The sequence below is a fragment of the Stenotrophomonas sp. 8(2023) genome (assembly GCF_030345295.1).
Taxonomy (GTDB): Bacteria; Pseudomonadota; Gammaproteobacteria; order Xanthomonadales; family Xanthomonadaceae; genus Stenotrophomonas; species Stenotrophomonas muris.
This window is the reverse complement of the sequence record NZ_CP128404.1, coordinates 454,118-467,573: the sequence shown is the minus strand read 5'-3', so window position 1 is coordinate 467,573 and position 13,456 is coordinate 454,118. Positions and strand designations below refer to the sequence as shown.

Annotated in this window: 16 protein-coding genes; 8 read left to right on the top strand and 8 right to left on the bottom strand. The window is 62.4% G+C overall.

Annotation, left to right across the window (positions count from 1 at the left end; all coding sequences use genetic code 11):
- Positions 1 to 12: 12 nt before the first annotated feature.
- The 6 genes from QP609_RS02150 to QP609_RS02125 form a co-directional block, all read right to left on the bottom strand.
- On the bottom strand, positions 13 to 588 hold the full coding sequence (locus QP609_RS02150; RefSeq protein ID WP_197621282.1) for a hypothetical protein: 576 nt from the start codon (positions 586 to 588) through the stop codon (positions 13 to 15).
- A gap of 77 nt (positions 589 to 665) precedes the next feature.
- Positions 666 to 1,238: a hypothetical protein gene (locus QP609_RS02145; protein WP_197621259.1), complete on the bottom strand. Its 573-nt coding sequence runs from the start codon at positions 1,236 to 1,238 to the stop codon at positions 666 to 668.
- Positions 1,239 to 1,381: 143 nt separating this feature from the next.
- Complete coding sequence (locus QP609_RS02140; RefSeq protein WP_197621260.1) at positions 1,382 to 2,527, bottom strand: YncE family protein; 1,146 nt, start codon at positions 2,525 to 2,527, stop codon at positions 1,382 to 1,384.
- Between the two features lie 184 nt (positions 2,528 to 2,711).
- Positions 2,712 to 3,725: an XVIPCD domain-containing protein gene (locus tag QP609_RS02135; RefSeq protein ID WP_197621261.1), complete on the bottom strand. Its 1,014-nt coding sequence runs from the start codon at positions 3,723 to 3,725 to the stop codon at positions 2,712 to 2,714.
- Between the two features lie 2 nt (positions 3,726 to 3,727).
- Positions 3,728 to 4,363, bottom strand: a complete 636-nt coding sequence (locus QP609_RS02130) for a hypothetical protein (protein ID WP_197621262.1) — start codon at positions 4,361 to 4,363, stop codon at positions 3,728 to 3,730.
- Positions 4,360 to 5,286 (bottom strand): XVIPCD domain-containing protein, encoded by a 927-nt coding sequence (locus QP609_RS02125; protein WP_197621263.1) that lies wholly within the window; start codon positions 5,284 to 5,286, stop codon positions 4,360 to 4,362. Before QP609_RS02125 ends, QP609_RS02130 begins: the two co-directional genes overlap by 4 nt.
- A gap of 326 nt (positions 5,287 to 5,612) precedes the next feature.
- Here QP609_RS02125 and QP609_RS02120 point away from each other — a divergent pair, with 326 nt between their 5' ends.
- The 4 genes from QP609_RS02120 (at position 5,613) to QP609_RS02105 (ending at position 8,586) form a co-directional block, all read left to right on the top strand.
- Complete coding sequence (locus QP609_RS02120) at positions 5,613 to 6,374, top strand: hypothetical protein (RefSeq protein ID WP_289213852.1); 762 nt, start codon at positions 5,613 to 5,615, stop codon at positions 6,372 to 6,374.
- A 64-nt stretch (positions 6,375 to 6,438) separates the two neighbouring features.
- Positions 6,439 to 7,158, top strand: coding sequence for a hypothetical protein (locus QP609_RS02115; RefSeq protein ID WP_197621265.1), 720 nt, complete (start codon positions 6,439 to 6,441; stop codon positions 7,156 to 7,158).
- Positions 7,155 to 7,820 (top strand): hypothetical protein, encoded by a 666-nt coding sequence (locus QP609_RS02110; protein ID WP_197621266.1) that lies wholly within the window; start codon positions 7,155 to 7,157, stop codon positions 7,818 to 7,820. Before QP609_RS02115 ends, QP609_RS02110 begins: the two co-directional genes overlap by 4 nt.
- Complete coding sequence (locus QP609_RS02105) at positions 7,777 to 8,586, top strand: XVIPCD domain-containing protein (RefSeq protein ID WP_289213851.1); 810 nt, start codon at positions 7,777 to 7,779, stop codon at positions 8,584 to 8,586. The genes QP609_RS02110 and QP609_RS02105 overlap by 44 nt, the downstream gene beginning before the upstream one ends.
- Before the next feature lie 188 nt (positions 8,587 to 8,774).
- Here QP609_RS02105 and QP609_RS02100 read toward each other — a convergent pair whose 3' ends face one another.
- Entirely contained in the window at positions 8,775 to 9,374 is a 600-nt protein-coding gene (locus tag QP609_RS02100; protein WP_197621267.1) for a hypothetical protein, read from the bottom strand.
- A 213-nt stretch (positions 9,375 to 9,587) separates the two neighbouring features.
- Here QP609_RS02100 and QP609_RS02095 point away from each other — a divergent pair, with 213 nt between their 5' ends.
- From QP609_RS02095 to QP609_RS02085, 3 genes are all read left to right on the top strand, one after another.
- On the top strand, positions 9,588 to 9,803 hold the full coding sequence (locus tag QP609_RS02095; protein ID WP_197621268.1) for a hypothetical protein: 216 nt from the start codon (positions 9,588 to 9,590) through the stop codon (positions 9,801 to 9,803).
- Positions 9,804 to 10,288: 485 nt separating this feature from the next.
- Positions 10,289 to 10,657 (top strand): hypothetical protein, encoded by a 369-nt coding sequence (locus QP609_RS02090; RefSeq protein WP_197621284.1) that lies wholly within the window; start codon positions 10,289 to 10,291, stop codon positions 10,655 to 10,657.
- A 100-nt stretch (positions 10,658 to 10,757) separates the two neighbouring features.
- Positions 10,758 to 11,111, top strand: coding sequence for a hypothetical protein (locus tag QP609_RS02085; RefSeq protein WP_197621269.1), 354 nt, complete (start codon positions 10,758 to 10,760; stop codon positions 11,109 to 11,111).
- A 155-nt stretch (positions 11,112 to 11,266) separates the two neighbouring features.
- Here QP609_RS02085 and QP609_RS02080 read toward each other — a convergent pair whose 3' ends face one another.
- Complete coding sequence (locus QP609_RS02080; RefSeq protein ID WP_152983901.1) at positions 11,267 to 11,770, bottom strand: hypothetical protein; 504 nt, start codon at positions 11,768 to 11,770, stop codon at positions 11,267 to 11,269.
- A 404-nt stretch (positions 11,771 to 12,174) separates the two neighbouring features.
- Here QP609_RS02080 and dcm point away from each other — a divergent pair, with 404 nt between their 5' ends.
- Positions 12,175 to 13,425, top strand: a complete 1,251-nt coding sequence (gene dcm, locus QP609_RS02075; RefSeq protein ID WP_057494544.1) for a DNA (cytosine-5-)-methyltransferase — start codon at positions 12,175 to 12,177, stop codon at positions 13,423 to 13,425.
- Positions 13,426 to 13,456 lie beyond the last annotated feature (31 nt).

The window sequence follows — 13,456 nt, the reverse complement described above, 5'->3', positions numbered from 1 at the left end:
GCAAGTCTCTGATCATTTTCCCGACAGAGGGTCCGCGTGGACCCGCAGCCGTGCCGGGTAATGCTGGAGCAAGAGGTTGGGCTGCACCGTGCGCACATCGAGACGGTAGCGGGCATCGGTTTCCATCGGCAGGGTGACGATGTTCAACCTGTATCGGCTGGCGTCCATCGATACCTGATGCGCGTAGCGCCAGTCTGCCGATGCATGCCATTCGGGGAGCGGCTGACCCAGATTGCGCGCCCTTGCCTGATGGACATCAGACGTTGCAACGTCCTGCCAGGCACCTGCGACCCAGCGCTGCAGGGACAGCTGGAAGGGGACATGAACATTGTCCATGTCAGGCCCACTGTCAGGCCCGGGAGCATGTCGCTGCACCTCAAGATCCAGCACGTAGGGTCGACCCGGATAGAAATTGCGGGCATCCGTCTCGAACTCGAACCGCACCGCTTGGCTGGGCTCGGCAAGGTTGATCGGCTTGACCAGATCCAGCGGCTCCGGTGCATCCGGTATGCGGCTGCTGCAGGCGCCGAGTGCACCCACCAGCGTGAAGATCAGGCCGGCGCGCAGCCAGCGGTGGATACCCAGCATGATGAAGACCCTTTGGCGTCCTGCCATGAAGTACCTATCCTGGCGAGCGACCAGTGGCGTCGCAACCAAGCGATTGATTACTTTCCAGCGGGTCGGGCGGCATGGATCCGAAAACGGGCCGAGTAGCCCTGCAGTGCCTCTGTCCTCTGCACCGTACGCACGTCCACGCGGTAGCGGGAGTCAATTTCCATTGGCAGAGCAACCAGGCTCAGCGTGTACTGGCCATCAGTGCCCATGTGCGGCGACGTATACCGCCATTCGCTGGATGCATGCCATTCCGGAAGCTGCTCACCGGCATTGAGCACCCCGGCTTGATAGCTGTCGTAGGTGGGAACATCCTTCCAGGCATCAGCACGCCATTGCTGCAGGGTCACCTCGAACGGGATCCGCATTGTGCCCACGTCAGGCTCGTCGGGCTTTCGCGTCTCTTGGCGCTGCAACTCCAGCTCCAGCGCATACGTGCGACCCGGGTGGAAGTTGCGGGCATTCGTCTCGAACTCGAACCGCACCGCTTGGCCAGACCGGGTCACGTTGATCGGCTTGACCAGATCCAGCGGCTCCGGTGCATCCGGTATGCGGCTGCAGGCGCCGAGTGCACCCACCAGCGTGAAGACCAGGCCGACGCGCAGCCAGCGGCGGATACCCAGCATGATTCAGATCCTTTGGCTCCCTGCCATGGGCTTCAACCCTAACGGGCAGCCTCTTGCACTGCAACCGGGCAAAGAAAAAGGCAGAGCCTGCGCCCTGCCTTCCTCATGCGACGCGCGACGGCGCGGGGCCTTGCGTCATCGCCTTACAGCTGGATGCGCGCCACGCTCTCGTCAGCGCCCTTGTCATCCTTCTCGCCGTTCTTGATGCTCACGAACAGCACGTTGTTCTTCGCATCCAGCGCCAGGCTGTTCGGGTGGGTCGGCACCGTGTAGGTGGCCACCTTCTGGTAGCTGTCACTGTTGTACGCGGTCACCGTACCCGCTTCGCGGTTGGTCACGTACAGGCGCTTGCGCGGTGCATCCAGCAGGATGCCCAGCGGGCCGGCATCGGTCGGGATGCTGGCCAGTTCCTTGCCGGTACTGCGGTCGAGCACCAGCACGCGCTGGCCCGGATGCTTGCTGACCAGGCCGCTGCTCTTGGCCTGGTAGCCACGCAGGAATTCCGAGCCCTGGTCGGTCACGAACAGGCGCTTGCCGGCGGGGTCCAGCGCGATGTTCATCGGCTGCTCGGCAGCGATCCTGTGCTGCGCCACCACCTTGTTCGAATCGGTGCCCACCACCACCAGGTCGGCCAGCAGGTTGCTGGTGTAGACGCGCTTGTTGGCCGCATCCAGCGCCAGGCCCGGCGCCTTGGCATTGCCCAGGCCGTCGATGGTGTTGATCACCTTCAGCGTGTTCGTATCGATCACGAACAGCACGCTGCTCACGTCCGGCTGGCTGCTGTGGCCGGTCACGTACAGGCGGTTGGCCGCGCTGTCGACCACCAGCTCGCGCAGGTCGTGGGTGTAGGCAGCCTTGCCGTCCTTGCCGGTCTTCTTCTCCATCAGTTGGATGGTGCCGACGGCCTTGTTCTGCGCGGTGTCGACTACGGTCACCGACAGGTCCACGGTGTTGCCCACGTACAGGCGGTTGTGGGCGTCATCCAGCACCACACCGAACGCCTTGCGCTCCAGCGGGATGCGGGTTTCCACGGCCAGCGTGGCCGGGTTCAGGCGCAGCACCTGGGCCGGGCCGGCGTCATCGCCGAAACCGCCGGAGGAGGCCACGAACACGGCGCTCTGCTTCGGGCTGTAGGCCAGCTCGTACAGGCCCTTGGCCACGGCCTGGCGCTGCACGGCGGTGGTGGCGCTGGCGGCAGGTGCGTTGTCGGCGAATGCAAAAGGCGCGCCGAGGCTGAGCGACACAGCAAGAGCCAGGGCGGCCGAACGGAAGAGAGGAGTACGGAACATGCGAGCGTCCTTGAATGGGCACGGGAAGGTGTCCTGGCTCGCTGGGCCGTACTGCGACGGCCCGACCTGCATCTGTCTGCGCGGGTGGGCTGGCTGGGGTTGCGGGGGAATGGTAGCAGGTGGGGGGGCGTGGCGTGCGCCGGCGCGGGCATGGCAGACGTTCGACCTTGGCGCTACCCGCCGGCTATGCCATCCGTGGACCGTGGCTCTGTTGCAGTTGCTGCTGTTCCTTCAGGTGCTGCACATCGCGCTGCGGCGGGTTCTGCTGCAACTGCGCCACCCGTTCGAACGAGGCCTCTACCGGTGCCTGCGCTGCAACGTCCGCCGGCATGCTGGCGCGCTGGTGTGCCGGGTCACTGCGGTCACCCTGCACGATGAACAGCTTCGGCGCGGTATCACCGCGCGGCTCACCCAGCACCACCTCGTCCACACGCGAGAACTGCTGCTCCTTCGACAGCGCGAGCAGACTGGCACTGACATTGCCGTTGCGTGCACCGAAAGCGCCGAGGTCGGCCACCTGCTGGTGGATCTGGTTGAGGCGGGCATGATCGTCGTGCGCCGGGTCTGCGGGCGTGCCGTTTGCCGCGAGGGTGCTGTTGCCGCGCCACTGCTCGCCGTTCTCGGTGAACATCCACTCGCGGAAGGTCTGCTTCGGCATCGGGTTCCACTGCACCCTGTCCAGCTCGCTGCCCTTCACCTGCTGCGGAATGGCGTTGACGGCGCGGATGTTGTCCAGGACCCTGGTGGCGCCCTCGTAGTTGGTGATCTCCCCGGCCAGCCCGACCGGGCGCAGGCCTGCGTGGTTCAGGGCACCCCAGGCGAAATCGGTGCAGGCGTTGGAGAAGAAGTCGTAGTTCATGTCGAAGCCGTGCTTCTTCGGGTCTGCCGAGAACTCGAGGATGCGGTCGTACTGCGCCTTGCTGATCTCGATCGTGCGCTCGAAGCGGGGTTTGTCGTAGACCGACACGTCCATGTCATCGACTTTGCCCCTGTTCGGCTCGTCCTTGGTGCCTGCGTGGGTGAAACCAATGCTCTCCGGCAAGGCTTCACCCGAACGGCGCAGCGACAGGAACATGTGCCCCGCGAACGAAGGCTCCAGCAGAAACCTGTTTCCCTCGGCATCACGGCCGTAGCGCGGCGTGCCGGGGGCCGCCAGATGGATGGTTACGCTGTAGCGTTCGGCATCGTCCTTGTGCATGTCTACTTTCCTAGTGATTGGTAGCCAACGATCAGTTCTGCTTTCAGGCCGTCCAGCTGGGGTCGATCCTCCACAAGGTCGACCCGCAGAACGTAGCGCCCGGGTGCAATGCCTCCGACCTGCGCCAGCTGCAGCGTGCGATAGAGCACGTCTTCAGAGTACAACCCGGCCTCGGCCAAGCTGTTGATGTCCACACTCCCCGTCGTCAGGTCTGTGACCACGCCATCATCCCCGATCTTCTGCGAGTCGCGTCCATCGCGGGTACGCTGCCAGAGCTGTACATGACGAGCCGCGCCGCCATCAATCCGCTCCAGGCGTAGCCGCGCTGGCAAACGTCCGAGAGTGATCTTCTCCGAAGCATCCAGCAGCCGTCGCGCGTCGGTATCCTGCAGCCGCAACCCAATGTTCAGGATCGGAATGGCCGGCTTCTGGGCCGCCGGCAAATCAAACGTGACCTCGGCAATCCGACCGGCCTTCTGCAACTGCACGGCCCGCGTGAACGGCACAACCGTGCGGGCCTCGGCCTGTGCGCGCGTCAGCAAGGGCGGCGCAACCTCAGGCGCTGGTGACGCACGGCATGCCGCCAGCGCACCCAGCACCGCCAGTACCACCAGCCCCCGCCGCAGTGACCGCGTCATTGCTCCTTCAACCGCAGCGAATCGGCCACATCGGTCTTGGCCGCCACCTCGGTGGCGATGCTGGCGCGGCGGTGCCCTGGGTCGTTGCGGTCGCCCTGCACGATGAAGATGCTCTCGGCGGCATGACTGCTTTTTGTCGGCCGGCTGAGCAGCACGTGGTCCACGCGCGAGAGATTGTTCTGCTTGGCCAGCACCAGCAGGCTGGCGCTGATGCGCTGGCTGGCCGCATCGAACGGGCGGCCGTGCGCGGCGTCCAGTTCGGCCACTTTCTGGATCAGCTGCGAGAACAGGCGATGGTCCGGATGTGAGGGGTCCAGCAGCGTGCCGGCCACTTCAATCGGCGTCGGCGGCGGCTCATCGCTGGCACGGTCACCCTGGCGATGGTGCTCGGCCTCGTGCTCGGGCATCGCGTTGTGGGTTTCGGCATTCAGATCGCTGCCCGGGAACGGCGCGGCAATGCACTGGATCTCTGGCAGGTTGAACAGCACCGCGAACTCGCCCAGGTTGCTGCCGCCGTCCAGCGGCGCCGGCAGCGGATGCAGGCCGGCATAATGCAGCGCCGCCCAGACGAAATCGCTGCAACGGTTGACGGTGGCCGGGCGATCCACATCGAATTCGAACTCGGCCGGTTCCTCGGCGAAATCACGCAGGCAGCCGTAGTGCTCCTCGGTGATTTCCAGGGTGCGGCTGTAGTACGGGGCCAGATGCTCGTCGGCATCGTCGTGGCGCACCTGCGCGTACTGCACGCCGGTGCGGGTTTCGCCCGGTGCCTGGCGCGGTGGTGCGAAGCCGTAGCTGTGGGCCTCGTCGCCCGCAGCGACCTGCAGGTACATGTGGCCGCGCGGCGAGATGCCCCCACTTTTCAGCGGGGTGCCGGGGGCGGCCAGATAAAGGGTTGCGGTGTAGCGTGTTGCCTGCTCCATGCCTGTTCAGCCTTGAGGGGTGCTGCGGTCCTGGGCGGATGATGGCATAGGTGGGATGGGGGACAGGTGGAGGCATAGAAGGCGTCGATCACGACTTGCTGAATATGTGAGCCAGCATGCAGTAATGGACCTTGGCGCGAGCAAGGTCCCGGCAACGACTGGAGCTTGCCTTTCCACCGATCTATAGTCGTTTCGATCATGCAAGGGAATCGCCCATGAGCAGAGCACCGGCTTGCCGGCTTGCCTCCTTCGCCCTGGTGGCCGTGTTGAGCACCACCGCCTGCGCGAAGGCCCCATCCACGGAAAAGGACCCGAACGGAACCCCCATGTCCGAAACCGCAACCAGCCCACGTACGGTGGGCGGACAGACCTACACGACGCAGCCGGTGGAAGCTCGGCTTGGCCCGCACCGCTTCATGTTCCCGGCCAACCTCTACTACAACCAGACGGGCCCCCTGGCCGATGGGGGCGTCATGCTCACGGTGTTCTGGCCGGATTTCGATGCAGCGCCCCCCGGTGACCGCCCGGTGCGCAGCACGCAGGACAGCCGGCGGCAGGTGCTGGTCGAGCTTAGGTACATTGATCGCGTTCCCATCCAGAACTATCTGGCGCGTCGGTCCAGTAGTGAAGCCACCAGCGCGCCGGGATCGCTGGAGCGAAGGGACCCGGCAGAGAACCTCGCGCTGCGCGTTGCCCAACCCGAACGCTGGGGCCTGACGCCCTATTCGATCGACCCATCGTTGATGGAAGCCTATGCAAAGGACTCGGAGGCTGCGCTGGGCAGGCCTTACGTGCACAACCCGGGTATGGAGCCAGACTGGTATGTAGCCCGCTCGGTGGAGGGCCAACTGACAACGTTCATCAGCTGCGACCCGGCAGACCGCATTCCTGACGGACTTGTCGTTCAGGGAAAGACACTTGAACGCGCCGGCGAAGGCCGGATCGCAATGTGCCGCCATTCCATCGTGGACGTGGGCGACAGCATCGCCATCGAGATGAACTATGCACGCGTCATGCTGAGCGACTGGCAACGCCTGGAAACCAGAGTGCGTGATCTTCTGAGCCGCTATCGCGCTCAATCGCAATGAATGGAGATCCCGGCGTTCTTCATCCGGGTCGTACAGTACCTTCAACACCGTCAGGGACTCACCGATGGGCATCACAACGAAGGAGGCTTCGGTTTTGCTCTCCGTCATCATGACCAGATTGCTTCGGCCGCAGCTACCTCGAGCTATGCTGCGCGCGGCTCACATTGGTGCTCTTTTCGGACTGTCAGCCATGCTCACGCTGACATCTGCATGCGCGCGATCGACGGATATGTCTGCCCTCAATGAACGTGCCGCTGCCGCAGATACGCAGCCCGCCCGCATCTCCATGGCCGAGCTGCATAAACGGATTCTCGCCTACGCGGATTCGCTCAGGTCAAGGGCGGACATCAGTCCGGACAAGTTCGGCACGGCGATCGGTGTCTCGCTCGTGCCAGACGAAAAGGTCAGCATCAGGCACATCGCCAAGGACCTGGCAACGACGAACGGCTACAACTATGGGGCGTCTTATCTGTCGGTTGAGTCGGCACGTGAGTTTCCCAACCAAGAGGTGATCTTCTATCAGCTGGGCAAGCAGCCAGTGACGGATGCTCCGAATGGCGTGTGCTACTGGGAAGCCGAAAGTGCCGGACGAGCCCTCGAAGCCCTCGGATACAGGACCGGAGGAGAAGTGCCATTTCAGGGAGGGGGCATCAGGCAGTACCGGCGCCCCATCACCGGTGGTAAGCAGTATATGGATACCAGCCTGTTGACCTATCGTTCCGATGAAGGTGATACAGCGAGAACCTGCGTCTACGCGGTCCAGTTTGGAGGAGGAGACAAATGAAGGGAATCGAATCCAGCGTCGAGCCACTATTGGCCGATCTGCGCGCAGACAAACAGCTTCCCAGTGGTGCCGAGGATGCGATCCGACGCAGCATTGCAGGCTCCCCCTACCTCAATCACCTTCTGGCAAACGCAGCCGACAGCGGGCAGATCAGCCGGATTGCCGTGTCCTATGGACATCACAATGGCGGCCACTTCCAGGATGGGTCGGATGGAAACCCGCCAACGATCTTCATCAGCGCCTCCAATTTCCAAATCGTAACGGGCACCCGGCTTGAGGAACGACTTACCGAAGTGCTGGGCCACGAGACCATGCACGGCATCCTGGCTAAGGAGCGCGCCGCAGCACTCAGGGACTTCAAGCAGACCTACAGCGAGGAACTGATCGCTTCACACGATTCCCGATCAGGCTCGGTGAACCTGACCGAGCCGGTGCGCACGCTACTGGACAAGGGGCGACAGGACGAGGCACTGGCGGAGGTCTCGGGCCTGCGGGCATTGGATAGCCGATTCAGAGCGTTGAATCCAACCTTGGATGACAACGGACTGGAGGCAATGCTTGCGTCCCGCTCGCTCTCCCGCTGCATTCGGGCAGAGGGTGCAACCAGGAGCTTGGCGGATGGTATTTCATATGATGCGCTTGCCAAGCGCCCCCAACAATGAGAGCGTCCAGCTCACCAAGGCCGTCGAGCAGTGCTTCTATGACGGCACTGGCACGCTGGGCCGGCACGGCGATTCCGACTACCGCAACTACTACGGCACCTATCCGCTATCAGTGATCGGGACGAGCCATGCCTTCCTGGCTGAAGGTCGCCAGCCCCCGGCCATCCGCATCGACCTGCATGAGCTTGGACTCGACCCGAAGCAGCTTGAGCGCAATGGCCTCGACTTTGGCAGCGCAAAGATCCTGCCTGTTGGCGACTTCGGAAAGGGCGGGTTGGGCTGGGTGGAGCTGAAGAACACCGGCAACGCACACACCATTTCGCCACCGACGCAGAGCGTTGAAGATATGCAGTCCTCGCCCACCCACTCGCTCAGTCCTGCAGATCAGGCGCTGCTGGACCAGATTCGGAGCAAGGTGGAAGCACTGGACAAGGCCAACGGCCGAACCTTCGATGACACCAGCGAGCGTATGTCTACCAGTCTGCTGGCTGCAGCCAAGGATGCCGGAATCACCCGCGCGGACCATATCGTGCTGAGCAGACAGACAGATGCCTCCCCCGCCGCACATAACATCTTTGTGGTGCAGGGTGCGATGTCCGACCCTGCTTCCCTTCGCACTCACATGGCGACTGCGGAGGCCGCCCAGCGGCCAGTGCAAGAGAGCTTGAACCAAGTTGAGGCGATTGGTGAGCGCCAAGCGCGTGAGAGGTCGGCAGAAATGCAGCATGCGCAGGAGCAGCATCGGGCTTCGGCACCATCGATGTAGCTCGCGCGCCTCTCCCTGAGTGCGACTGTGTGGCGGCACTAACCCATCTGCATGCCGCCAGACGTTCGGGCCGCCGCCTCACGTTGCAGCGTTTTCTGGTGGACTTACTCAGTCACTCGCGTGTCAAGCTGCCGACTAGGGGCCAGCCCCTTCTAAAGGACTGTAGAGACTGGTGACTGTCCATAACCCTATTTCACGTTGTAGTTGGCGACGAGAAGCTCGAAGTTGAGATGTGCAACTTCCGGGTTGCCCTGCAGGTTGGTCACCTTCAGCCGGTACTTCCCGGCCGTCAGATCCCCGGAATCGGCACGGGCCACCTCGTATTCCCTGTAGGCCAGGGACATGTCGTACTTTCCTGCGTTGACCAGACTGTCCGAATCCGCACCGACGGCGCTCCTGTACTCGTACACATCGCCCTTGGCCGGTTGATATCGGTTGCCCTGCCAGACAGCAGGCAGATCGCGATTCAATACCTGTAGCGCTATGGGCGTGTCGGTGTCGCCCTCCAGCTTCCACAGCTGCACCTTCAGGGGAATCCGGGCGTCTTCAAGGAAGGCGACATCGCCCGGTTTCATATCCGGGCGCTTGGCGGGCCCGCCGGTACGGAACCCAATCAGGAATGTGCGAGGTCTGGGATCTTTCTCCCAAGGCGGCGGCAGTTCAAAACGCGCCTCTACCGTCGCACCTGCATGGACCAGGTCCATCGGCTTGGCGACAGGGAAACCATCGCCATACGTTTGGGGTGCCTGGGCGCCACAGCCGCCCGCGAGCAGGGGCAGCAGTACCATCCATGGCCTCAGTAGCTGTCGCATCCGTTCCTAGCATTCGGGCACTCACGTGTCGGCAGTTTATACACCGCACCGGCCAGGGGACCTGAACTGGCTTCACATTGCCCCAGCGGCGGGATGGGGATTTCTGCCGGTGAACATTGCGTGGGCCAGTTCTGGTGTTAGCAGGCACGCGATGGTGCAGGCACTATTCCTGCAGTCAGGAGGGTGACAATGACCACGATAGACACCGCATGGCTGGAAGCGTTCGACAAGGAGCTTCTCTACCTGTTCGCCATCGACCATAGCGACGCCGGCAGGGATGAGTACCTGCTGGATTGCTACGCAGACCTTCCGCCGCGGGAGGCGGCGCTGGCCTTCGGCAGCGACTACGACCTGGAGCGCGACGATGCACTGTGGCCACGGCCGGGGGTGGCGCTGCAAAGTTAAGCCGTGTCGCAATCGGCCAACTTCGGATCTCAGCCATGCGGGCGGACTGTCGCTTTTGAGACCCCGATCATCTGCAAACCGTGCCTTTCAATGCGCATTCGGGCGATAACTTAACACCGGCCGAAACCACTGCACCGCAAGGGTTCTGCCACACGCTCGCCATGCAACAATGCCGTAAGCGTCAGCATTTGCGGCCTCTGCGGCCTACGGTTTCTTGGCATCTCGCAACCATGCGAGTACACCTTGGCATGCCACCGGAGAAGGGTGGCGCGGGACTCGAAAACCCGTCCATGTACCAGATGTATGCGCTTGCCAGCCGGCGCCACCGTTTGTGTGGCGCCGGCTGGCAATCCGTTCGCGTTTCCATGGCGGGCGGTGCGTGGGGATCTTCGGATCCGCCGGTCTGGTACATACCGGTTTTCGAGCCCGCACCGTCCGCCGCCTTTATCGGTGGCGTTGCTATCTGTCCTGTACGGAGCATTGCCATGAACACATCGGACTTCCGTTCCCTGCACGCGCAGTACGATCCGGACAACGCCGAACCCGAGCGCGGACCGTCCGTCGATCCCAACGCCTTCGTCGCCACGCTGCGCCGCATCGGATCTGGTGCAGCTGCGGATGGCCAGCCTTGGCCGGAACGGCATCAACTGCCTGGGCGGTGTCTTCAGTTGGCGGATGCAGATTGCGCACTAGCCGGGCTGCGTGTGGTGGCGGAGCTGATGTTGGCTGCGGAGCGGACTAGGCAGAACGGCGCGCCCGAGGAGTACTTGGGAGACCGGGTGATGGAAGGGTTGAAGATGGCGTGTGTGGCGTTGACTGCGCAGGTTGCTGAGCGGCTGCACGTGCGGGAGTAGCCCAGTTGGACCTGGCCGTATGTCGCGCGGCTGCTGGCCATCCGCGTGCCATCGGCTGACCATTCGCCTTCCAGTCCATCCCCTGTTTGCAGAGCGTCGAATGAAGCTTCTGATCTATGGCGCTGTCCTGCTGGCTGCGCTGTCTGCGGCGATCGCGAGCCGGCATGTATCCAAGGCCGACTTGGAACTGCAGACGTTTCGGAAGGTGTCCGACGCTGAATTCGCTGTCATGCGCGAGGAAGCCGTTCGACTTGTGCGCGAGGGCGTGGTGCAGGACGCGCGGTACGCGGGAGAGAGATACTTCGAGGTCAGTTGCGACGGCAAGCCCGTGATGCTGGTGGACAACTCGTTGGAGCAGCTTGTGATTGTGTTGTATGCGGGCAGGGAGATTGATGCTCCCTGCGTTGTGCCGCTCCTCTCGCATTGGTGCATGCGGCTTGTGCCGGAACCGTAGTGCGTATCGATTGTTGCAGAGGCAAGACCGCCACCGGCATACAGGATGACCTAGCGGCGTGTGCCACCAAGCTGATACCACCTTGGTGGATATCTGCATTCACGGGACCGGCTCACTTCGACAGCTTCGCAGGCGAGACGCGAAGGCTGTGCCTGTCAGATGACCTGCGTGAAAAGTGACTCTTGATCCTCTATTCCACGCGCCTCGGCTGAGAGTGCACTTCCGGCAGGAGCGAGGTGAGCGACTACCCTGCCGTCGCTGCTGATACCCAGGAACAGCACCCTTTCGTCGTACCCCTTACGGTCGATCTTTGCCACAGGCTGCAGGTGCTCCCGTGGCGCCAGGCGACAGCCTGACAGGATCCCGGAAAGCCTCACTTCGGGATATTGCGGATAGAAGATCAGCTTCGCCTCGGGAGCCCGCTCCTCTTTCGTTGTGTCCACCCAACGCAGGTTGAGATCCGATTTTTGAATGTCTCCATCGGTACCCTTCTCGCATCTCCATTGCGTAGGAAGATGATAGACAGCTTCGAGAGAGTCTCCGACGTAGATCTGCTGTTTCCTGTTGTCGTTCTCCTCAAGCGGCTTGAACACGATTGTCCTCGCACCCAGTGCCTTGAAGCGCTTGACCAATTCGCCCAACGATGAAAAAACAGCCATGTCCATCCTTCTTCAGTTCAAAGTGAATTGAAAAGCAACATCCAAGTTGCCGTATTGGTGGTTACGACCTCAACAGCGGGACCTTTAGCACTGTGTTGTACGGTGACAACTCCAGCACTCACGTCCTCTACTGCCCACAGGACCGACCTCCCGGCCGGTCGGTGCGCCACTGATGGCTGCTCCAAGACGAATCCTCAAGCAGCGATGTCGCACCGTTTGAGATCGGCAACAGCTATGGTTCGCCCCATCTCGACGAGCCGGAGATCGCTCGCACCCGCGCGGCGGCTTGGTGACCGGATCCATCAGAACGGGCCACTGAGTTGTCAAGAGCCAGCCCGCTGGACGGAACGCTTTCCCCACGGGAAGAAATTGGACATACTGTCCCCCGAATTCCCGGAGCACCCATGAACGCGTACGAACTGATCGACCTCTCCCTCCAGCGCTTCAGCCCCAAGGAGGTCGCCCAGGCACTGGGAGTTGATCCGAAAACGGTCCGCCGCTGGCAGTTGCGTGAGACCGAACCCAAGCCTTACATCGCAGATGCCATTCGCCAGCGTCTGCTGCCCTTCGGCGAACCGCCCTCGGGCGAGGGCCAGTTCCGATTCATTGATCTGTTTGCGGGCATCGGCGGCATCCGTACCGCCTTCGAGAAGCAGGGCGGCCGCTGTGTGTTCACCAGCGAGTGGGACCCGTACGCAGTCAAGACCTACAAGGCCAACTTCCACGACGGTCCCGATCACGTCTTTGCCTCGGACATCACCAAGGTCCATGAGAACGACGTGCCGGATCACGACGTGCTGCTGGCGGGGTTCCCCTGCCAGCCATTCTCCATCGCGGGCGTGTCCAAGAAGAACTCCCTCGGCCGTCCCCACGGGTTCTCCGACAAGACCCAAGGCACGCTGTTCTTCGACGTGGCACGCATCATTGACGCCAAGCGTCCTCGCGCTTTCCTTCTGGAGAACGTGAAGAATCTGATGAGCCACGACAAGGGCCGCACGTTCTCGACCATCATGGACGTGCTGAAGAACGAGCTGGGCTACCACGTGCAAGCCAAGGTCATCAACGGCAAGCACTTCGGCCCTCAGCATCGCGAGCGAATCATCATCGTAGGCTTCCGCGAAGAGACCGCATTCACTTTCGACGACCTCGAACTGCCTGACTTTGGTATTTCGCCCCGCATGGCCTCCGTTCTGCACAAGCAGGATGGCAGTGAGGGGGAGGATCAGCCCTACATCGGTGGTGCAAAGGGCAAGGTACTGGACAAGTACACGCTGTCGGACAAGCTCTGGGAGTACCTGCAGAACTATGCGACCAAGCACCGGGACAAGGGCAACGGTTTCGGCTTCGGCCTGGTGACCCCTGAAAGCACCTGCCGTACGCTCTCCGCGCGCTACTACAAGGATGGTTCGGAGATCCTCATTTCCCAAGGCCCGAAAAAGAATCCGCGCCGACTGACGCCGCGCGAATGCGCCCGTCTGATGGGCTTTGATGACAACTTCCGCATTCCAGTTTCCGATACCCGTGCCTACAAGCAGTTCGGAAACTCAGTGGTTGTGCCGGTGATCGCTGAAGTCGCCCGCATCATGCTTCCTCACCTGCTCCAGAAGGCTGATTCGGAGCCGGCAAAGCCGGTTAAGAAGAAGGCCAAGGCCTGACCTTGGTCGACAGCCTTACCCCGGAGCAGCG